Source organism: Anaerofustis sp. (assembly GCF_019420015.1).
GTDB lineage: Bacteria > Bacillota > Clostridia > Eubacteriales > Anaerofustaceae > Anaerofustis.
Map to the genome: position 1 here is coordinate 76,598 of NZ_JAHZIA010000047.1, position 20,906 is coordinate 97,503.

Consider the following 20,906-nt stretch of genomic DNA (forward strand, 5'->3'; position numbering starts at 1 on the left):
CCGTAAACCTCGCCCCTGCAAATATAAGAAAAGAAGGAACCTTCTACGATTTACCAATAGCAATAGGCATTTTATTGTCATCAACTCAGATATTCACAACCGTAGATTTGGAAAAATATTTATTTATAGGAGAAGTTTCCCTGGACGGTACCCTTAGAGGAGTGGACGGTGTTCTTCCTATGGTAATGGAAGCAAAAAAAAGAGGAATAACAAACATAGTTGTCGCAAAAGAAAATTCAAAAGAAGCTTCTATAATAGATAATATAAATATCTTCCCGGCAAACACTATTCTTGAAGTAATATCACACATCAACGGCAGAAAACCAATCAAAGGAATTAAAACAGACAAGTACGATTTTTTGGAATACGAGCAGGAAAACGAACTCGACTTCAGCGATGTAAAAGGACAGGAAAACGTAAAACGAGCAATGGAAATTGCTGCGGCAGGAGCACATAATATGTTAATGGTTGGACCGCCGGGAAGCGGAAAGACCATGCTTGCAAAAAGATTTTCTACTATCCTGCCAAGGATGACTCTTGAAGAAAGCTTGGAAGTTACTAAAATATACTCGGTTTCAGGACTTTTAAAAAAGGAAACCCCACTGATAACATCCCGCCCCTTCAGAAGTCCTCATCACACCATTTCCGACATATCTTTAATCGGAGGGGGAAGAATACCAAGTCCGGGAGAGGTAAGCCTTGCCCATCTCGGTGTACTTTTTTTGGATGAGTTTCCTGAATTTCAAAAAAAAGTACTGGAGGTCCTCAGGCAACCTATTGAAGACGGAATCGTAAATATATCCAGGGTATACGCATCAATAACTTATCCTGCGGACTTCATGCTTTTGGCAAGTATGAATCCCTGCCCCTGCGGGTATCTCGGAGATGACAAAATAAGGTGCACATGCACTGATTCTCAAAAAGAAAAGTATAAAAATAAAATTTCGGGACCTTTACTTGACAGAATCGATATTCAAGTAAGAGTTCCAAGACAAGACTACGAAAAACTAAGACTAAACAGCAAAACATCAGAAAGCAGTAAAGAAATAAGACAAAGAGTAAACAAAGCCAGAGAAATACAACTTAAAAGATACAAAGGCACGAATATCCTTTTTAATTCGATGTTGACACCAAGCAAAATGGAAGAATGGTGCAAAATAGGAAAAGAAGAAGAAAAGCTGATGAAAATGGCCTTCGATAATCTTAACCTATCCGCCCGCGGATACCACAGAATTTTAAAACTGGCAAGAACGATAGCAGATTTGGAGGGAGAAGAAAATATAAACTCTTCTCATTTAACCGAAGCTTTACAGTATAGAGAAATGTAAATACGCATAAAATATAAATGATAAATATTATTTATTATTTTAATTTCATAAAAGGTATCTTTTTTATAAGGATCCCTTTTTTATTATCAAAAACACAAAATACATTAAGAAAATAGAATAAAAATCTAATTAATTAAAAATAGAATAATTAAAAAAATATATAATAAAACAACACACCTAAAAATAAATATATTTTAAGGTGTGTTACTATTTTTTATTAATAAAAAATCGAAAGTCCCGTAATAAGGGATAAATATATTATACTATTCTTCAACATCAATAACAGTTACATCTTTATATGTCCCGCAAACTTTACATACTCTATGAGGAGCTTTTACTTCTCCGCATTTTGGACATACACTTGCTGTAGGCATTTCAATTTTATAACTGTTTGCTCTTTTCTTATCTCTTCTTGCTTTTGAAACTTTTCTCTTTGGTACTGCCATGATTATTCACCTCCTAGTTTTCACCTTCGCCCTTTAACAGTTTTCCCAGTGCTGCAAATTTCGGATTGATTTTATTATCCGCACAATTGCAGCTTTCTTTGTTTAGGTTTATACCACATTCTGGACAAAGGCCTAAACAATCATCTTTACACAAAACTTTACTTGGCATATTTAATAAAATTTTTTCTATTACAGCTTCTTCAAGGTCAATTCCCTCTTTGTCACTGCTTTCTATCTCTTTAATATCATACTGCTTTACTAAGGGAAATACCTCTTTCCTCTTTATATCATCCAAACATCTGTCACAAGAAGCAGAATATTCAAAAGATATATCAACGGTTAATTTTAACATATCAAGATCAATTAAGACATTTCCTTTCACTTCAATCGGTGAAAACGAAAAATCTTTATACTCAAAGCCGTCAAGAGTTTCATCAACTATAATACTTCTGTCTTCATCATCTAAGATCTTTTTAAGTCTTATAATCAACTTTATACCTCCTAGCGTCACAGTAAGAATTATTATATAGCTTTAGTCATTATTTGTCAAGAATTTATAATCAAATATTAGCTATTTATTAGTTATTTAATATATTCACAGTTTCCTTTGCGATCATCAATTCTTCGTTGGTTGGAATTACCATACAAACTGTTTTTGAACCTTCTTTTGTTATAATCGTATCTTTGCCTCTGACATCATTTGCTTTTTCATCAAAATCAATTCCGAAAAATTCCATATCTTTAAGAATTGCTTCTCTGACCACACTTGCATTTTCACCTATACCTCCGGTAAACGCAATAACATCGACACCGTTCATAGCCGCAGTATATGCACCGATTGTGCTCTTTACTCTATAAACAAATATATCAAAAGCAAGTTTCGCTCTTTCATTTCCTTTATCTTTAGCATCTGTAATATCTCTAAAGTCCGAAGATACTCCTGACACGCCAAGCAGACCTGACTCTTTATTTAAAATATCTTCTACTTCTTTTGGAGTTTTATTTTCATTTTCGCAAAGGAAAGAAACTATAGAAGGATCTATAGAGCCGCTTCTGGTACCCATTTCCAAACCGTCAAGAGGAGTGAATCCCATTGAGTTTTCTATACATTCTCCGTTTTTAACAGCAGAAACACTTGCCCCGTTTCCTAAATGACATACGATTATTTTTAAATCTTTAATATCTTTATTCATCATTTCTGCAGCTTTAGCCGATACAAACTGATGAGATATTCCATGGAAACCGTATTTTCTTATACCGTATTTTTCATAATATTCATATGGAATCGGATAAATATATGCTTCTTTAGGTATAGTTCTATGGAATGAAGTATCAAAAACACAAACCATCTTTTTACCAGGAAATACCTCTTTACAACCAAGAAGTCCCATAACCTGACCAGGAATATGAAGAGGAGCTAGATTTTTACATTCATCCAATCCTTTTATAACTTCATCATCGGCTTCTATTGAAGAATTGTATTTTTCACCGCCTGTAGTAATTCTATGTCCTATTGCAGATATTTCATCCAAACTTTCAATAACACCGTATTCATCATTAACAAGAGCTTTTACAAGAATTTGAAGAGCTTCCTTATGGGTAGGCATATCTTCATTAAATACCACATTATCTTTTCCCGGTTGCTTATGAGTAAGAATACCTTCGCTCATTCCTATTCTTTCAGCAACCCCGTTTGCCAAAACATTATTGTCTTTCATATCAATAAGCTGATATTTAAGCGAAGAGCTGCCGCAGTTTATTACAAGAACTTTCATTTGTATAATTCCTCCTAAAATGTATCTATTCATATGTATTTATCAAAATCTGTCTTAGTTATTTTATACCCTTTTAAAGATTTTGTAAATAATATTTTTATAAGTAAATCTTTTTATTAAATATTTTAAACAATTTTCTATAAAACTATAATTAGTTTATTATTTATATGATAAAATATATATAAAGAAAACAATTAAGGAGACATAAAAAATGAACATTACTTTAATTATCGTTATTTTAGCTGTAGCAGTAATAATTATGTATTTAATTTCAAGCTATAACGGTTTTGTAAAACTAAACAACAAAATAAAAGAGGCCTATGCAACCATGGATGTATATCTCAAAAAAAGATATGATCTTATTCCAAATTTGGTTGAAACAGTAAAAGGATATGCAAAACACGAACAATCAACATTGGAGAAAGTTATTAACGCAAGAAACATGGCAATGAATGCTAACAATGTAGACGAAAAAATCGAAGGTGAAAATATTCTATCAGGAACTCTTAAATCTTTGTTTGCTTTATCTGAAAATTATCCGGACTTAAAAGCAAACGAAAATTTCGTTTCTCTTCAAGCTGATCTAAACAGAATGGAAGAAGAAATAGCATCTTCAAGAAAATATTACAATGCAATTGTAAATACATTCAACACAAAAACCGAAGTATTTCCAAGCAATATCATTGCAAACATCTTCGGATTTAAAGCAAAAGAACTTTTTGAAGTAAACAACGACGAAGAAAGAGAAAATATAAAAGTACAATTTTAACGTTAGAATAGAGGGAATATGAAAAAACTAAAGAAAATACTTCTGTCACTTACACTATTATTTATATTCGGGGTAATATTTCCTTCTTGCAACATTTTTGCAAAAGAAGCATTTACCATTGACAATTACGATATAAAGATGACAGTCAATGAAGATAACAGCTATACTGTAAAAGAAACCATAGATGTGGACTTTGGCAAAAACGAAAGACACGGAATATTCAGAACCATACCGAGAATATCTTCTGCAACAAGAGAAATAAACGGAAAGAGCATAAAAAAAACACATATAATAAAAATCAAAGATTTAAATGTGAAGGGAAGTAATTTTTCAACTGACGAAAATATAAGTGACATAAAAGTCCAAATCGGAGACGAAGACGAATATGTAAGCGGTAAGAAACGATATATTATCGAATATAGATATATCGTCGGCAATGACGGCATAAAAGACTTTGATGATGTTTACTATAATCTAATAGGAAATGATTGGGATACAACAATAGATTTAGTAACCTTTGAAATACATATGCCTAAAGATTTCGACACTAATCTTATAAGTTTTACGTCAGGAAAATACGGAAGCAGAAAAAGCAATGTAAGTTACAAGGTTCAAAACAACATTATAAAAGGAAATACAAATTCAAGATTATACGAAAACGAAAGTCTTACTGTAAGGATAGAACTTCCAAACGGATACTTTGCGAATGCAGCAAATGACAATAAAGTCTTCGATTATATTTTCCTTATAATATCGATTATACTGTTAATAACGGCAATATTGGTTTATATAAAATTCGGAAGAGACGAAAAAATCATAAAAACCGTAGAATTATATCCCCCAAACGGAATGACACCTGCTGAAATGGGATATATTGCCACAAGCAGATTAAGCTCAAAAAATTTAACTTCTCTTATAGTATATTTTGCATCAAAAGAGTATCTTAAGATAAAAGAAGAAGGCGAAGAAGAAATGACGTTTACAAAAGTAAAAGATTTACCGAAAAATGCAAAATCTTTTGAAAAACGCATATTTGACGGATTATTCAAAAACAGAAACAGTGTTAAATTATCGAGCTTAAAATATAAATTTGCTGATATTATATCCGTAGCAAAAGATGACTTAGCAGAGGAATTCACCGGAGAAAAATCCCTTGACAACAAGAAGTCGACTATATGGCAGTGGGTTATGTTTGGAATTACCATAGTATTTACATTTATAAATACAGTATATTTCTCATACCAAACATTCTACAGCATATGGCTTTCTTTTATATCAGCAATACTTTTATCAGTATTTTTGGGCATACTTTATATTACTATTATATATTCAATGACCAACATGCATTCAGGCGTTACCGGAAAGAAATCCATGAGTATTGTCATATGTACACTAATAGCATTAATAATATACGGAGTTTTATCTTTTATGTTATACACTTTTACAGGAGATTTTATAATATTCACCCTGCAAAATATAATTAGCCTAATCGTAATCTTTTTGGCAGGGCTTACGTATAAAAGAAGTGTGTATTTAGATAGTATAATAGGCAAAATTTTAGGATTTAAAGATTTCCTTATTGTTACGGAAAAAGATAAATTTGAAATGCTCGTACAAGACAATCCATCATATTTTTATGATATAATGCCTTATGCATTTGTACTCGATATAAGTGAAAAATGGATGAACAAATTTAAAGATATAGAACTTGACGCACCGGAATGGTATGAATCACATGACTCTGATGTATTTTGGAATTATTATATGCTTTCACACCTGTACAACAGAATGTACTTCATGGACTCCACGGCAAGCGCAGTTGAATTTGATAACAACGACGGAGGTTTCGGAGGAGGCTTTTCCGGAGGCGGAGGATTTTCAGGAGGCGGTTTCGGCGGCGGTGGCGGCGGAAGCTGGTAAAAATTATGAATCAAAAAAAGGAAAAAGTTCAACAAAGTATAATTTTATTGATTTTAGCCATAGTTATAGGGGTTGTTATTTATGTAACACAAAAGCTTTTATATAAAAAGCTTCCCCCAAACATTCTTACTATACTTTTATTATGCACTGTTTTACTGCTTATAATCGATTTGGTTATTTATTTTATTTGGGGAATGGATAAAAGAGTGGAAAGAAAAACTTCTCTTTATCCACCAAGAGAAATGGATAGTTTCGTAATAGGATATTTGGATACGGGAGAAGTGCAAAGCAATCATTTTTCTTCTTTAATCATATCACTTGCCGTAAAAAAATATCTTAAAATTTTTAAAGATATAAACGGAGATATTGTTATAACAAAACTAAAAGATTTGGATGATAAATTATCAAAATTTGAAAGGTTAATGTTTAAAATTCTCTTTATCGGAAACAAAAACAAGATTACAGGCTCAGATATTACAAACAGTTGCGGAAGATATTTTAAGAAAATGGAAACTATTATAGGAAATACATTTTCAAACGATAAGAATATTGAAACAAAAACATCCAGAAAGCTAAGAAAATTTACCGGTTTTCTATTTGCAATACTGGTTATTGTATCCTTTGTAATTTATTCCCTATTCGCATTCAGAGCATTGAGATTCAGAATAACCTTCGCTATACTTCTGTTTATATTGGCGGGATTTATGTATGCTTTATTATCGCATTTGATAATTGCATATCAAGCAGGTAACGATACTTACGTAAAATATGCTGCCCTTATAACAAGCATATTTATACTTTGCGGAAATATAAGCGTTCCTTATTTTGTAATTCATTTCAGCAACGTAGGAATAATGTTCATGTGCCAATTAAATCTGCTTTTACTTTGTGTAATAGTAAACGGGTTTATATTCAAAAGAAGCGACTATCTAAACTCAGTACTTGCAAAGATAACAGGATTTAAACACCATTTGGAAAAATATAATAAAAATGAAATTTATGAACTGTACAAAAAAGACAAAAAGTACTTTTATGAAATACTTCCTTATATTTTCTCATTCGAATTATCACTAATAATTTTCGATGGAAATGAAAATGAAATAAAAACCCCTTATTTCTATTCAACTTACGAAAATAACGATAAAATCGAAATAAACAAATTCAATGATGATATGGATATAATTGATAATGCAATACTTGATTCATATTAAAAAAAGACTGATTAAATCAGTCTTTTTATTTTAATTTCTTTGCATTTGCATTGTTAAACTCTTCTATTCTTTCGCAGAATACTTTTCCGGCATTATAATCCATTTCATTTACACGATAATTTCTTGCGATTGTCTCTATTATTACAGCCATATTTCTTCCCGGTCTTACAGGCACGGTAAGCTTATCGAGTTTAACGCCGAGTATATCTTCTTTTTGATATTCGGTTCCGAGTCTTTCATAATGCTCATTATCTTTCCAATGAACCAATCTTACCACAAGCTCTATTCCGACATTATCCTTTACCGCTCCCATACCAAAAAGAGCTTTTACATCAATAATCCCAACCCCTCTTATTTCCATAAAATACTGCAGCACTTCAGGACAAGATCCTTCTAAGTTAACAGCAGAAGTTCTTTTCACTTCAACCAAATCATCACTTACCAATCTGTGACCTCTGTGAACCAAATCAAGGGCTATCTCGCTTTTACCTATACCGCTCTCACCTTCGAGAAGTATTCCTACCCCTAAAACTTCCACAAGCACACCATGCAACTGCATCTTAGGCGCAAATAAATCTTCCAAAAATGCAACGGTCTTATTTATGCTTAGATTTGTATTAAAATTGCTTCTCATAAGAATCACATGTTCTTCTTTGGCAATTTTCACAAAATCATCGTATTCTTTCACACCGTTTGTAAGAACAACACATGGGATGTCATGTTTAAAAAGAGCTCTTATTCTATTCTCTCTTACCTGTGGAGTAAGGTGTTTTAAATATGCACTCTCGGTATTCCCTATGATTTGAACTCTGTCGTTGTCAAAGTACTCAAAAAAACCCGTTAATTGAATACCCGGACGTGTTACATAAGGAGTATTTAATCTTATATTTTTTCTAAAATCACTATAGAGGATTTCTCCTTCCAGATTTTTACAAAAATCTTCCAACGATGCTCTTTTCATTGTTATTATTTTCCTAACATATATTTATTTATAATGTATGCAACGCCATCATCATCATTACTGGGAGCAACCAAGTCAGCAGCTTCCAGAACTTCACAATGAGCATTTTCCATAGCAACCCCAAGCGCCGCATATTCTATCATCGGTATATCATTAAGTCCGTCACCTATACCGATAGTATCTTTATGGTCTATATTAAAAGCTTTTGCAACATGTTTTATAGCTTCGGCTTTATTTCCGTCTTTATGTGTAAACTCAAGTAAAAACGGTTGACTTGTCGCACAAATGGCATTATTCTCACAATTTTTCAATAAATTCCTTGCATAATCCACATGATCACTCATATTTTCGACTTCATCCTGCCACAACACCTTTGCTATTCTTTCGTCAAATATATCCATATTATCCGGTATTATTACCACTTCTTCTCTTTTTACATTAGCAAGAGAAAAGTAATGTTCGGTAAATTTATTCCAACCGTTTATGGCAAGTTTATTGTCAAAGGTCCAAAGGATTACACCTACATTTCTTTTTATTCCTTCATTATATGCAAGAATAGCATCTTTTTTATCAATGGCTTTATCATACAGTATCTCTCCGCTTTTTCCTCTTATAACCAATGCGCCGTTGTAACAAGCAAGAGGCAAATCAAGATTTATCTCATCGGTTATAACACTCAAAGGAAGCGGTCCCCTTCCGGAACATGGAAGGATGATACAGCCATTTTCGTTTGCCTCATATATTGCTTTTTTTGTATTGTCTGTTAATTTTTTTTTTGAATTAATAAGCGTACCGTCTATATCAGTTGCAAGTAATTTATACATATTATTCTCCATATAATTATTTTTTATTTAAAATCGTTATTAACATTATAATAAATTCAATATAATGTAAAATTTCTTTTCTTCATTTTATATTATTTATATTTTATTTACAAGTGAATTATTGTAAAGTTTTAATAAATAAGCATTTATCATAATCTCTTTTAATATAAAACAAAAGTAAAAACATGATTTAAAATATTTTATCCTCCTTTACACCGAAATAATATAAATTTATGATAAAATATTTATAAAATAATACTATATATAATAATGTATTGCTTTAATGAAACAATACATCAAATTTCAGCGAGGTCAAAATGCAACTCATAGATTTAACCAGAGAAATAGCAGATAATATGCAAATATACCCTAAAGATCCCAATGTATATATAAAAAACTATTACAATCACAAAAAAGACGGCTGCAAAGTGGACGAAATACATATATCCTCTCATAGCGGAACTCACTTAGATGTTCCATACCATATACTAGAAAACGGAAAAGACATAAACGACTATCCCATAAATAAATTTATAGGAAAAGGTATAGTGGTAGACGTAAGCGGAAAGAGTAATAACGAAATAATTTATATAGACGACTTGGCATCTTATGAAAAAAATATTTTAAATTCCGACTTTGTAATATTTAAAACCGGATACGATAAATTTTTCAACAGCGAAAAATATACCCATCACCCATATCTATCAAAAGAAATCATAACATTTTTAAAGGATATAGGAATAAGTATTTTCGGTATAGACACGCTAAGTCCTGATTCAACATACATGGGAAACAACGATGCTCACAAGACACTTCTTTCAAATGATATATTGATAGTAGAAAATTTAACAAATTTAGACGCCCTTAATTGTAATGTTTTTTATAATTTCTATTTTATTCCCATGAAAATAAAAAACGGAGACGGTGCGCCAGTAAGAGCATTTGCAAAAAAATTATAAATAAACGAACAAGAAAAAAGATTTATCTAAACTCTTTAATGTAAAAGGAGATAAAAATGAACTATTTAAAAGAATACGAACGATTTTTAAACAGTCCTTTAATCGACGAAAAGTCAAAAAAAGAACTAAAAAAAATAAAAAACGATGAAAAAGAGATACAGTACAGATTTTCTCAAATGTTAAATTTCGGAACAGCCGGACTCAGAGGTATTATGGGAGCGGGTATAAACATGATGAATGTATATACAATAAGACATACGACATACTCTTTGGGTAAGGTTATAAAAGAAAGCGGAAGTGATGCGGCAAATAAGGGCGTTGTAATAAGTCATGACCCAAGAAACAACTCCGAAAAATTCGCAATGGAAGCTGCGCTTACACTTTGTGAAATGGGAATAAAAGTATATTTTTTCGATGATTTAAGACCTACTCCGGAATTATCATTTTCCATAATGGAACTTGGAGCGATATCAGGTATAAATATTACGGCATCTCACAATACAAAAGAATATAACGGATATAAAGTATATTGGAGTGACGGAGCACAACTGTCTCCCGAAATGGCTGGAAAAGTATATGACAATATGAAAAAAACGGATATTCTAAAGAACATAAAAACTATGAACAAAAACGAAGCATTAGAACAAGGGCTTCTTAAAATTATAGGTAACGATATAGATACAAAATATCTTTCAAAAGTTCTTAATGAAAGTGAATACACAAAGTACACAAAAAAATACAGCGATAAATTCAAAGTCGTATATACTCCTTTTTATGGATGTGGATATAAATTTGTTCCTTTTGTACTAAAAGAAATAGGAATTAAAAATATTATTTTGGTAGAAAATCAAATGACACCTAACGGAAACTTTCCAGACTTGAAGTCCCCAAACCCGGAAAATGAAGAAGGATTCCAAGAAGCTGTTAAAATTGCAGAGAAAAACAACGCAGATATAATAATAGCAACAGATCCCGATGCCGACAGAGTAGGTGTAATGGCAAAAAAACAAAACGGAACATTTGAAACAATAACAGGAAACCAGATAGGTGCATTAATTTTAGAATATATAATAAACGCAAAAAAAGAAAAAGGAACGTTTAAAAATAATTTTGCTACTACAAAAAGTATAGTAACAACAAATATCGTTAATGAAATATGTAAAAAAAACAACATAAAACTATACGAAGTATTGACAGGTTTCAAATTCGTAGGCAAAAAAATGCATGAAATAGAAAACGAAGGCAAATATCAGTTTATATACGGATTTGAGGAAAGTATAGGATATTTAAAAGGAAGTTACGCAAAAGATAAAGACGGAATCGTAACTTCGATGATTATAGCAGAAATGGCATGTTACTACATGGACAAAAAAATGAGTCTTTTTGATGCTTTAAATGCACTTTACGATAAATACGGATATTTTGACGAACTAACAGAAAGTATTTATATAAAAGGGGTTGACGGAGCGGAAAAAATAAAGGAAATAAGCAGTAAATTGAGAAACAATCCTCCGGAAATATTTGGCAAAACAAAAGTAGTGAAAATAAGGGATTACCTAAATCATACAATTACTGATACAAGTACAAAGAATAAAATAAAAATCAGTGAAGAAGCATCCGACGTATTGTTTTATGAACTTGAAGACGGCTGTAATATTATATGCAGGCCAAGCGGAACAGAGCCGAAAATAAAACTTTATGCTCTCTCTAAAGGTAACACCAAAGAAGAAGCGAAAGAAAAATCAAAAAACTATATAAAAGAAATAAAAAAACTTATATAATCACAACAAATAAAAAATTTATATATTTAATAAAGACTTAATCCGTAAAATCATCAAAAATCAAAAAAAACCTTAATAAAAAGGGATTTTTGATAAAAAACATATAAATTTTCTTGAATATCAAATATGCTTATGATATTATATATAAGGTTAACAAAAAAACACAGATATGCTTTTAATTCTTTGGTTCCCTAAAGGGCAGAATTGGCATATCGAGGATAAAACCAAGGAGGAAAAAGAATGAGTTACATTCAAATGAAACAATTATTGGAAGCAGGTGTTCAATTCGGACATCAAACAAGAAGATGGAATCCAAAAATGAAAAAATACATCTTCACAGAAAGAAACGGAATTTACATTATCGACTTACAACAAACAGTAGGTTTGGTAGACGATGCTTGTAAATTTGTAAGAGAAATCGCTGAAGAAGGCGGAGAAATTTTATTTATCGGAACAAAAAAACAAGCTCAAGAAGCTATTCAAACAGAAGCTCTTAAAAGCGGAAGTCACTTCATCAACCAAAGATGGTTGGGAGGAACTCTTACAAACTTCCAAACTATTTCAAAAAGAATCAAAAGACTTCATGAACTAAACGAAATGGAACAAGACGGAACATTTGACGTTTTACCTAAAAAAGAAGTTATTTTGCTTAAAAATCAAAGAGACAAACTTGAAAAATTCTTAGGCGGAATCAAACATATGGAAAAACTTCCATCAGCGTTATTCGTAATTGACCCTAAGAAAGAAAGAATTGCTATCGCTGAAGCTAAAAAACTTAACATTCCAATCGTAGCTATAGTTGACACAAACTGCGATCCTGATGAAATCGACTATCCTATCCCTGGAAACGACGATGCAATCAGAGCCGTATCTCTAATCGCTTCTACAATTTCAAATGCAATTTTAGAAGGTAAACAAGGAGAACAAATGGAAGACGTTCAAGTTGAAGAAGAAGTTTCAACAGAAGAATAAAAAATTAAGGGGTTATAATAATTATGGCAATTACAACTAAACTTATCAAAGAACTTAGAGAAAAAACCGGTGTTGGTATGATGGACTGTAAAAAAGCCTTGGTAGAAACCGACGGTGATATAGAAAAAGCCATTGTATACTTAAGAGAAAAAGGACTTGCAGCTGCAAGCAAAAAAGCAGGAAGAATCGCTGCAGAAGGTGCTGTAAAAGTAGTAGTAAAAGACGATAAAGTTGCGGGTATCGTGGAAGTTAACTCAGAAACAGACTTCGTTGCTAAAAATGAAGATTTCCAAAGCTTCGTAGAAGATGTTGCAACTCAAGTTATAGATTCAAACGCAGCTGATTTAGATGCATTCTTGGAAGGAAACTGGAAAGAAGAAGGCAAAACAGTTAAAGAAGCATTAAACGAAAAAATCGCCGTTATCGGAGAAAACTTAAATATCAGAAGATTTGCGAGAATCGAAAGTGAAGGATGTGTTGCGGCTTATATCCACGGCAATGGAAAAATCGGTGCTGTAGTAGAAGCAAGCTGTGACGAAGTAAATGACAAAGTTAAAACTTGTCTTAGAAACGTAGCTATGCAAGTTGCGGCTATGAACCCTAAATATGTTTCAAGAGAAGAAGTTCCAAGCGATTATATAGAATCTGAAAAAGAAATTTTACTTCATCAAGCAAAAACAGAACATCCTGAAAAACCTGACAATATCATTGAAAAAATGATTACAGGACGTTTAAACAAAGAACTTAAAGAAGTATGTTTACTTGACCAAGCTTACGTTCAAGACCCAGATTTAACAGTTGAAAAATATATTTCACAAGCAGGGGCAAATATTAAAATCAACAAAATCGTTCGTTTTGAAACAGGCGAAGGTTTAGAAAAGAAAGAAGAAAACTTTGCTGAAGAAATTCAAAAACAATTAGGCGAATAATTAAAAACTTTAAGAACACAATTAACTCAGTTGTGTTCTTTTTTTATTGTTTTATTCAAGCAAATATTGTATTATATATAATGAATAAGATTAATGATAGATAGGAGTATTTTATGGAACCTAAATACAAGAGAATAATATTGAAAGTAAGCGGAGAAGCGCTTGCCGGAGATAAAAGATTCGGGCTTAATACCCCGGTTATAAATAAGATAAGCGAACACATAAAAAAATGTCACGATATGGGCGTTGAAATCGCAATCGTCGTAGGAGGCGGGAACTTCTGGAGAGGAAGAACAGGAGAAGGAATGGACAGAGCAACCGCAGACTACATAGGTATGATGGCTACAGTAATGAATGCTCTCGCACTTCAAGACAGTCTTGAACAATTAGATTTGCAAGTAAGAGTTCAAAGTGCAATAGAAATGAGACAAATTTCCGAAAGTTATATCAGAAGAAGAGCTATAAGACATTTGGAAAAAGGAAGAATCGTAATATTTGCGGCAGGGACCGGAAATCCTTTCTTCTCTACCGATACAGCCGCTTCTCTAAGAGCTGCGGAAATTGAAGCAGAAGCTATTTTATCTGCTAAAAACATAGACGGAGTATATAACAAAGACCCTAATGAATTTGACGATGCAATAAAATACGACGAACTAACTTACCTTGACATCTTAGATCAAGGGCTTAAAGTAATTGATTCGACAGCTGCATCACTTTGTATGGACAACGATATTCCACTACTTATATTCGCAATAGATCCACCTGAAAACATAGAAAAAGTTGTATGTGGAGAAAGAATCGGAACAATAATAAAATAAAGGAGAAATTACAATGACTAAAGAAATACAAAATCAAACAAAAGAAAAAATGATAAAAGCCGTTGAGAATTTACAATCTAACCTTAATGCATTAAGAGCAGGAAGAGCAAACCCTGCAATGCTTGACAGAATAGTTGTTGATTATTACGGAACCCCTACCCCTGTTAACCAAATGGCAAGCATATCGGCTCCGGAGCCAAGAATGCTTACGGTTCAGCCTTGGGATCAATCTGCTCTTTCGCTAATCGAAAAAGCAATCATGAATTCAGATCTTGGATTAAACCCTTCAAATGACGGAAAAGTAATAAGACTTTCAATTCCTCAACTTACTGAAGAAAGAAGAAAGGAATTATGCAAAATCGCAGAAAAAGAAGGCGAAAATTCTAAAGTTGCGGTTAGAAACATAAGAAGAAATGCTATACACGATTTAAAAGCAGCTCAAAAAAACGGAGAACTTACAGAGGATAGCTTAAAAGATTTTGAAGATGAAATTCAAAAATTAACAAACGAATACGTCAAAGAAATAGATAACAAAGTTAAAGCTAAGGAAAAAGAAATCACTACCATATAAAATCTTTATTTGAAGGAATAAAAAATATGAATAGTTTAAAACTAGATAAAGATAACATGCCCAAACACCTTGCAATAATAATGGACGGAAACGGCAGATGGGCAAAACAACAAGGAAAAATCCGAAGCTTTGGACATAAATTCGGAGCAAAAACCGTAAAAGAAATAATAAGAGATGTAAATAATTTAAATATAAAACATTTAACTTTGTATGCTTTTTCTACTGAGAATTGGAAAAGACCTCAAGACGAAGTAACGACAATAATGAATCTTGTGGTCGAATATCTAAAAAAAGAAACCGACGACCTAATTAAGGAAAATGTAAAAATGGATTTTATCGGAGATATAGAAGCTCTTCCAGATAAAACCCTCGAAAGCATAAAAGAAACAATGGAAAAGACTAAAAACGGAAAAGGTCTTCATGTTCACATAGCACTTAATTATGGCGGAAGAAACGAAATTGTAAATGCTACAAAACAAATTATAAAAGAGGGAATTAATGCTGATGACATTTCTGAAGAATCATTCGGCAAATATTTATACAACAGTGAAAATACTGAAGTTGATTTATTAATCAGAACGGGCGGAGATATAAGAATAAGCAACTTTTTATTATGGCAACTTGCATACAGTGAATTATATTTTTGCGATACTCTTTGGCCTGATTTTAATAAAGAAGAATTACATAAAGCCATTTACTCTTTCCAACATAAAGAAAGAAGATTCGGAGGATTGGTGAAATAAATTGTCAAAAAGATTAATCAGTTCAATAGTATTAATTTTACTTTTAATTTTAGCAATTTTAATAGGAAATAAAGCATTTGTAGCTCTGGCTTTTTTGATAAATGCAATTTCACTATATGAATATATAAATGTAATAGATAAAGGGAAACATCATTTGGAAATTTCCAAGGTTTTATATATCATACTTGGAACATTAATGCTTATATTCGCAGCAGTAAATTCAAAATTGATTATCCCGTCTATTCCGATAATAATGGTTTTAATTGCAATCATAAATATTTCAAATAAAAAATATCATTCACAAACTACAATTTACGGAGTATTTGGAATACTGTATATATCTTTGATATTATCTTTTATGATTATGCTGTTAAATAAACTAAACCATACAGGATTAGCATTGATCATATTTGCAATACTGATTTCAGTCGCAACTGATTCTTTTGCATTTTTATTTGGAATAAAGTTCGGCAAACATAAATTATGCCCTCCGATAAGCCCAAAAAAAAGTGTAGAAGGCAGTATATTCGGGTTGATTTTCGGAGTACTAGCAGGGATAATATTATATTTTATATATACAAATTATAATATTCTTGACATTTCCTTAATAGACTGTATAATAATGGCAATAATAAACAGTATACTTTGTCAATTCGGAGACCTGACTGCTTCGATGATTAAAAGAACCTTTGATGTCAAAGATTACGGTAAAATCATTCCGGGACACGGTGGAGTTTTAGACAGAATAGACGGAATGTTGTTTTCTTTGGCAGGAACATTCTTTTATGTATACATTGTGCTAAATATGCTTACATTTTAGGAGAAGATTAACTTGAACTTAATAACAACAATAATATTTACTTTGATTATATTCGGAGTATTAATAACAACTCATGAATTCGGTCACTTTATTGTGGCAAAAAAATGTGGTGTCATCGTAGAAGAATTTTCTATCGGGATGGGACCACTTATTTTTAAACGAAAAGGGAAAGACGAAACGTTGTATTCTATAAGGCTTCTTCCAATAGGAGGATACTGTAAAATGTACGGAGAAGATGAAGATGAGAACGAACTCGGAGAAGGTTCTCTCAATTCAATATCACCCTTCAAAAGAATTCTCGTATTGGCTGCAGGAGCCGGAATGAATTTACTCACGGCAATAATAATACTGATGATTGTTTACGGTATCGCAGGGACAGAACCGACAACAACATTAAGTAATGTTTTGGATAACTCCCCTGCTTATTTAGCCGGACTTAAAAGCGGAGATACCATAACACAAATAGATAATAAAAAAATAAACGAGTGGAATGATTTATCAAACAGTATAAATAATTCCAAAGGAAAAGAACTTAATATAACATATAAAACTGCAGACGGACAAATAAAACAATCTAAAGTAACCCCTAAAAAAAATAATGAAACAAACTCATATCAAATAGGTATAAACCCAACCTATTCAAAAAGCTTTATAGGCACAATAACCAATGCATTCAAAGCATTCGGTACTTATATATATTTAACTTTTAAAGCCCTTATAGACTTAATAAGAGGCGTTATAGGAATAAACCAGCTCTCCGGTCCAATCGGAGTAGCTAGCATAATAAACCAAGCTTTAAGTGCAGGCTTTATTATTATCCTTAATATAACAGCGCTTCTTGCTATAAACATCGGGATATTCAACTTACTGCCTATTCCTGCATTGGATGGAAGCAGAATTCTATTTTGTATAATAGAAATGATAAAAGGTTCCCCTATCAACAGGGATAAAGAAGGAATGATACATTTCGTAGGCTTTGTACTACTAATGGGGTTGGCTGTTTTTGTTGCGGTACAAGATGTAATAAAGCTGTTCTAGGAGTTGAAAATGAAAAAAACAAATACAGTAAAAATAGGCAATAAAAAAATCGGAGGAGGAAATCCTATACTGGTTCAATCGATGTTAAAGCTCCCTCCTACCGATTGTACAGGTATAATAAACGAAATAAACAAATTGGAAATGATGGGATGCGACATCATAAGAGGAACCATACCTAACATGGAAGCGGCAAAAATCATCCCTGAAATTATAAAAAATACAAACATACCCTTTGTTGCCGACATACACTTTGATTATAAAGTTGCAATAGAAGCAATAAAAAACGGAGTACACAAAGTCAGAATAAACCCCGGAAACATAGGAGGGAAAGAAAGAGTCAGAGAAGTTGTAAGATGCTTAAAAGACTATGATATCCCGGTCAGAATAGGTGTAAATTCCGGAAGTTTAGAAAAAGATTTACTCGAAAAATACAAACATCCAACTCCAGAAGCCCTTGTTGAAAGTGCATACAGAAGTATAGAGTATTTTAACGAATTCGGATACGACAATATCATATTGTCAATTAAATCCAGCGATGTCAGTACAACAATTGATGCAAACAGATTATTCAGAGAAAAATATTCATATCCTTTGCACTTGGGAGTTACAGAAGCAGGTGCTGAACTTGGAGGCATCGTCCGCTCCAGCATAGGTCTTGGAAGTTTGTTAAAAGACGGTATAGGAGATACAATAAGAGTTTCTCTCACAGGAGAAAGTGCAGATGAAGTAACGGTAGGAAAAGAAATATTGACAAGTTTGGGACTTCTGAAAGAAGGAGTAAGAATCGTATCATGCCCTACATGCGGAAGATGCAAAACAGATACCCTTTCAATAGTAAGAGAGATAAAAGAAAAAACCATCCATATAAAAGAGCCGATTACAGTAGCGGTTATGGGATGTGCGGTTAACGGACCGGGCGAAGCAAAAGAAGCAGATATGGGTGTTGCGTGCGGAGACGGAAATGCAGTCTTCTTTGAAAAAGGAGAAAAAGTCAAAAGCATTAAAAGTGATGAAATTGCTTCTTTCATCTTAGAAAGGATAGAAGAAAGAATATCATAATGAAATTAACAGCAGAAATTCATTGCCACACGGTTTACTCTCATGGCACAGGAACTATTGAAGAAAACATCATAGCGGCAAAAAATAAGGGTATCAAAAAAATCATTATAAGTGAACACGGTCCGGGACACGTTGTTGCAAGAAAAAATACAAATGCAACGTATAAAAGAATGAAAGACGAAATTATCGAACTAAGAAAAAAATATCCGGATATGGAAATTTTAATGGGACTTGAGGCAAATATAATATCAACAAAAGGAGATCTCGATGTCGACAAAGAGCTTCTCGATATTATAGAGGTTCTTTACTGCGGAATTCACTTAATGTCAATACCAAAAAATCCAAGCGCATTTTTCAATTTGCAAATAATGAATACCCTATATTGTAAGTTCGGTATATTCAAAAAAAGACAAACCAAAATAAATACAAATGCACTGATAAATGCAATAAAAAAATACCCCCTTACAATGATTACACACCCCGATACAAGAGGACCTGTCGATATTATAAAACTGGCAAAAGAAGCCGAAAAAAACAATGTTATATTGGAAATTAACAACACTCAAAGTAAACTAAGCGCCAAAGACATTGAACTAATCGAAAAGAACAACATCCATATAAAATATGCAGTCGGCAGTGATGCCCATTGCCCGAATGATATCGGGAAATGGAACAACGCAAAAAAAATATTGAAAGAAAGCAAAATAAATCTAAATAAGGTTTGGAATGTGGAATAAACCGTATTATTAAATTGATAAAATGGAAATTAAGATAAGAGAATTTAAATCAGAAGACACTAATGAAATGATAAATATTTGGAATGAAATAGTTATACAAGCCGATGCTTTTCCTCAAAAGGAAACATTAACGATAGAAGACGGAAAGATTTTTTTCAAATCTCAAAGTTTTACCGCAGTGGCAGAATATAACGGGCAAATTGTCGGACTTTATATATTACATCCGAATAACATAGGAAGATGCGCACATATAGCAAACGCGAGTTATGCTGTAGACAAAAACATAAGAGGACAGCACATAGGAAAAAAATTGGTAATACATTCTTTAAATAAAGCAAGAGAATTAAATTTTAAAATATTACAATTTAACGCAGTTGTAAAATCCAATAAAAATGCAATACATTTATATGAAAATTTAGGATTTAAAAAGCTCGGAGTAATTCCAAAGGGATATTTGAAAAAAGACAATACTTATGAAGACATAATTTCTTATATTTATGAATTATAAAAAAAGACACTTTGTTTAAAGTGTCTTTTTTTATAATCTTATTAATATGTTATATATTATCAAAGCCAGTCCAACTATCCAACAATATATAGAAAAATAATACAATTTACCTTTTTTAACAATACTGTTTAGAAGTACTATTGAAAAATATCCTATTATTGCCGCACACAAGAAACCTATTATCAAAGGAGCAAAAGATGTAGACGCCCCTATAGCCCAAATATCTTTAATCTTTAAAAGCAAAGACCCGAGCACGGCAGGTATAGACATAAGGAAAGAAAACTCAACAGCCTCTTCTTTTTTAAGCCCGGAAAGAAGTCCTCCTACAATGGTAGAACCCGATCTTGAGATACCGGGAGTTATTGCAAACATTTGAAATATACCTATTATAAAAGATTTCTTTGGTCCGAGTTGCTGAATTTCTTTTGTGTTTCTTTTTCCCAGTACATCACCGAGAACAAGCAACACTCCCGTAATTAAAAGCATTATTGCTACTACAATCAAAGATCCGAATTTTTCACTTATAAAATCCTCAAACAATACTCCGACAATTCCTGCAGGAACAGAAGCTACAAGAATATAAACTATGTATCTTCTGTATTTACTTTTATCAAGATTCGGTCCTTTTAAAGTAACCAAATCTCCAATCATTAAAAAGAATTCTTTTATCATGTTCCATATGGATTTATAATAAGCTACAACAACGGCAAGTAATGTCCCTAGATGAAGAACTATGG

22 protein-coding genes are annotated in these 20,906 nt (G+C 32.3%); 16 read left to right on the forward strand and 6 right to left on the reverse strand.

Annotated elements, in window-relative coordinates:
* Positions 1-1,328, forward strand: a 1,328-nt coding sequence (locus tag QZ357_RS08555; RefSeq protein ID WP_290776202.1) for a YifB family Mg chelatase-like AAA ATPase, incomplete at its 5' end; no start/stop codon positions are given.
* 263 nt (positions 1,329-1,591) lie between these two features.
* Here the strand turns inward: QZ357_RS08555 and rpmF are convergent.
* The 3 genes from rpmF to QZ357_RS08570 form a co-directional block, all read right to left on the reverse strand.
* Positions 1,592-1,774, reverse strand: a complete 183-nt coding sequence (gene rpmF / locus QZ357_RS08560) for a 50S ribosomal protein L32 (RefSeq protein ID WP_290776204.1) — start codon at positions 1,772-1,774, stop codon at positions 1,592-1,594.
* A 13-nt stretch (positions 1,775-1,787) separates the two neighbouring features.
* Positions 1,788-2,264, reverse strand: coding sequence for a DUF177 domain-containing protein (locus QZ357_RS08565; RefSeq protein ID WP_290776206.1), 477 nt, complete (start codon positions 2,262-2,264; stop codon positions 1,788-1,790).
* 88 nt (positions 2,265-2,352) lie between these two features.
* Positions 2,353-3,549 (reverse strand): acetate kinase, encoded by a 1,197-nt coding sequence (locus QZ357_RS08570; RefSeq protein ID WP_290776208.1) that lies wholly within the window; start codon positions 3,547-3,549, stop codon positions 2,353-2,355.
* A 211-nt stretch (positions 3,550-3,760) separates the two neighbouring features.
* On the opposite strand from QZ357_RS08570, the gene QZ357_RS08575 reads away from it, so the two are divergent.
* Genes QZ357_RS08575 through QZ357_RS08585 form a run of 3 tightly spaced genes read left to right on the forward strand, consistent with a single transcriptional unit; the run spans position 3,761 to position 7,449 of the window.
* Positions 3,761-4,318: a LemA family protein gene (locus tag QZ357_RS08575; protein WP_290776210.1), complete on the forward strand. Its 558-nt coding sequence runs from the start codon at positions 3,761-3,763 to the stop codon at positions 4,316-4,318.
* 18 nt (positions 4,319-4,336) lie between these two features.
* Positions 4,337-6,238, forward strand: a complete 1,902-nt coding sequence (locus tag QZ357_RS08580; protein ID WP_290776211.1) for a DUF2207 domain-containing protein — start codon at positions 4,337-4,339, stop codon at positions 6,236-6,238.
* A gap of 5 nt (positions 6,239-6,243) precedes the next feature.
* Positions 6,244-7,449 (forward strand): DUF2207 domain-containing protein, encoded by a 1,206-nt coding sequence (locus tag QZ357_RS08585; protein ID WP_290776213.1) that lies wholly within the window; start codon positions 6,244-6,246, stop codon positions 7,447-7,449.
* Positions 7,450-7,474: 25 nt separating this feature from the next.
* Here the strand turns inward: QZ357_RS08585 and hprK are convergent, their stop codons facing one another.
* On the reverse strand, positions 7,475-8,410 hold the full coding sequence (gene hprK, locus QZ357_RS08590; RefSeq protein ID WP_290776215.1) for an HPr(Ser) kinase/phosphatase: 936 nt from the start codon (positions 8,408-8,410) through the stop codon (positions 7,475-7,477).
* Positions 8,411-8,415: 5 nt separating this feature from the next.
* The gene (locus QZ357_RS08595) at positions 8,416-9,234 is read right to left on the reverse strand and encodes an HAD family hydrolase (protein WP_290776217.1); all 819 of its coding nucleotides are present in this window, start codon (positions 9,232-9,234) and stop codon (positions 8,416-8,418) included.
* 317 nt (positions 9,235-9,551) lie between these two features.
* Here QZ357_RS08595 and QZ357_RS08600 point away from each other — a divergent pair, with 317 nt between their 5' ends.
* From QZ357_RS08600 to QZ357_RS08655, 12 genes are all read left to right on the forward strand, one after another.
* Complete coding sequence (locus QZ357_RS08600; RefSeq protein ID WP_290776219.1) at positions 9,552-10,193, forward strand: cyclase family protein; 642 nt, start codon at positions 9,552-9,554, stop codon at positions 10,191-10,193.
* Between the two features lie 56 nt (positions 10,194-10,249).
* On the forward strand, positions 10,250-11,974 hold the full coding sequence (locus QZ357_RS08605; protein ID WP_290776221.1) for a phospho-sugar mutase: 1,725 nt from the start codon (positions 10,250-10,252) through the stop codon (positions 11,972-11,974).
* A 240-nt stretch (positions 11,975-12,214) separates the two neighbouring features.
* Positions 12,215-12,946, forward strand: coding sequence for a 30S ribosomal protein S2 (gene rpsB / locus QZ357_RS08610; protein WP_290776224.1), 732 nt, complete (start codon positions 12,215-12,217; stop codon positions 12,944-12,946).
* Between the two features lie 20 nt (positions 12,947-12,966).
* Positions 12,967-13,875, forward strand: coding sequence for a translation elongation factor Ts (tsf, locus tag QZ357_RS08615; protein WP_366934146.1), 909 nt, complete (start codon positions 12,967-12,969; stop codon positions 13,873-13,875).
* A 113-nt stretch (positions 13,876-13,988) separates the two neighbouring features.
* Positions 13,989-14,693, forward strand: coding sequence for a UMP kinase (pyrH, locus tag QZ357_RS08620; protein ID WP_290776228.1), 705 nt, complete (start codon positions 13,989-13,991; stop codon positions 14,691-14,693).
* Positions 14,694-14,706: 13 nt separating this feature from the next.
* On the forward strand, positions 14,707-15,264 hold the full coding sequence (gene frr / locus QZ357_RS08625; protein ID WP_290776229.1) for a ribosome recycling factor: 558 nt from the start codon (positions 14,707-14,709) through the stop codon (positions 15,262-15,264).
* A gap of 26 nt (positions 15,265-15,290) precedes the next feature.
* Complete coding sequence (locus QZ357_RS08630; protein ID WP_290776230.1) at positions 15,291-16,007, forward strand: isoprenyl transferase; 717 nt, start codon at positions 15,291-15,293, stop codon at positions 16,005-16,007.
* 1 nt (position 16,008) lies between these two features.
* Positions 16,009-16,827, forward strand: coding sequence for a phosphatidate cytidylyltransferase (locus QZ357_RS08635; protein WP_290776231.1), 819 nt, complete (start codon positions 16,009-16,011; stop codon positions 16,825-16,827).
* Between the two features lie 12 nt (positions 16,828-16,839).
* The gene (gene rseP / locus QZ357_RS08640) at positions 16,840-17,865 is read left to right on the forward strand and encodes an RIP metalloprotease RseP (RefSeq protein ID WP_290776233.1); all 1,026 of its coding nucleotides are present in this window, start codon (positions 16,840-16,842) and stop codon (positions 17,863-17,865) included.
* 9 nt (positions 17,866-17,874) lie between these two features.
* On the forward strand, positions 17,875-18,924 hold the full coding sequence (gene ispG / locus QZ357_RS08645) for a flavodoxin-dependent (E)-4-hydroxy-3-methylbut-2-enyl-diphosphate synthase (RefSeq protein WP_290776235.1): 1,050 nt from the start codon (positions 17,875-17,877) through the stop codon (positions 18,922-18,924).
* Positions 18,924-19,661 (forward strand): PHP domain-containing protein, encoded by a 738-nt coding sequence (locus tag QZ357_RS08650; protein WP_290776236.1) that lies wholly within the window; start codon positions 18,924-18,926, stop codon positions 19,659-19,661. The genes ispG and QZ357_RS08650 overlap by 1 nt, the downstream gene beginning before the upstream one ends.
* Before the next feature lie 22 nt (positions 19,662-19,683).
* Entirely contained in the window at positions 19,684-20,169 is a 486-nt protein-coding gene (locus tag QZ357_RS08655; RefSeq protein ID WP_290776238.1) for a GNAT family N-acetyltransferase, read from the forward strand.
* Positions 20,170-20,199: 30 nt separating this feature from the next.
* Here the strand turns inward: QZ357_RS08655 and QZ357_RS08660 are convergent.
* Positions 20,200-20,906, reverse strand: a 707-nt coding sequence (locus tag QZ357_RS08660) for an undecaprenyl-diphosphate phosphatase (protein ID WP_290776240.1), incomplete at its 5' end; no start/stop codon positions are given.

Excerpts from the sequence above, each read along its gene's own strand:
- rpmF (WP_290776204.1), bottom strand. The coding sequence starts at position 1,774 with ATGGCAGTACCAAAGAGAAAAGTTTCAAAAGCAAGAAGAGATAAGAAA.
- QZ357_RS08570 (WP_290776208.1), bottom strand. The coding sequence starts at position 3,549 with ATGAAAGTTCTTGTAATAAACTGCGGCAGCTCTTCGCTTAAATATCAG.
- QZ357_RS08575 (WP_290776210.1), top strand. The coding sequence starts at position 3,761 with ATGAACATTACTTTAATTATCGTTATTTTAGCTGTAGCAGTAATAATT.
- QZ357_RS08580 (WP_290776211.1), top strand. The coding sequence starts at position 4,337 with ATGAAAAAACTAAAGAAAATACTTCTGTCACTTACACTATTATTTATA.
- QZ357_RS08585 (WP_290776213.1), top strand. The coding sequence starts at position 6,244 with ATGAATCAAAAAAAGGAAAAAGTTCAACAAAGTATAATTTTATTGATT.
- hprK (WP_290776215.1), bottom strand. The coding sequence starts at position 8,410 with ATGAAAAGAGCATCGTTGGAAGATTTTTGTAAAAATCTGGAAGGAGAA.
- QZ357_RS08595 (WP_290776217.1), bottom strand. The coding sequence starts at position 9,234 with ATGTATAAATTACTTGCAACTGATATAGACGGTACGCTTATTAATTCA.
- QZ357_RS08600 (WP_290776219.1), top strand. The coding sequence starts at position 9,552 with ATGCAACTCATAGATTTAACCAGAGAAATAGCAGATAATATGCAAATA.
- QZ357_RS08605 (WP_290776221.1), top strand. The coding sequence starts at position 10,250 with ATGAACTATTTAAAAGAATACGAACGATTTTTAAACAGTCCTTTAATC.
- rpsB (WP_290776224.1), top strand. The coding sequence starts at position 12,215 with ATGAGTTACATTCAAATGAAACAATTATTGGAAGCAGGTGTTCAATTC.
- pyrH (WP_290776228.1), top strand. The coding sequence starts at position 13,989 with ATGGAACCTAAATACAAGAGAATAATATTGAAAGTAAGCGGAGAAGCG.
- frr (WP_290776229.1), top strand. The coding sequence starts at position 14,707 with ATGACTAAAGAAATACAAAATCAAACAAAAGAAAAAATGATAAAAGCC.
- QZ357_RS08630 (WP_290776230.1), top strand. The coding sequence starts at position 15,291 with ATGAATAGTTTAAAACTAGATAAAGATAACATGCCCAAACACCTTGCA.
- ispG (WP_290776235.1), top strand. The coding sequence starts at position 17,875 with ATGAAAAAAACAAATACAGTAAAAATAGGCAATAAAAAAATCGGAGGA.
- QZ357_RS08650 (WP_290776236.1), top strand. The coding sequence starts at position 18,924 with ATGAAATTAACAGCAGAAATTCATTGCCACACGGTTTACTCTCATGGC.
- QZ357_RS08655 (WP_290776238.1), top strand. The coding sequence starts at position 19,684 with ATGGAAATTAAGATAAGAGAATTTAAATCAGAAGACACTAATGAAATG.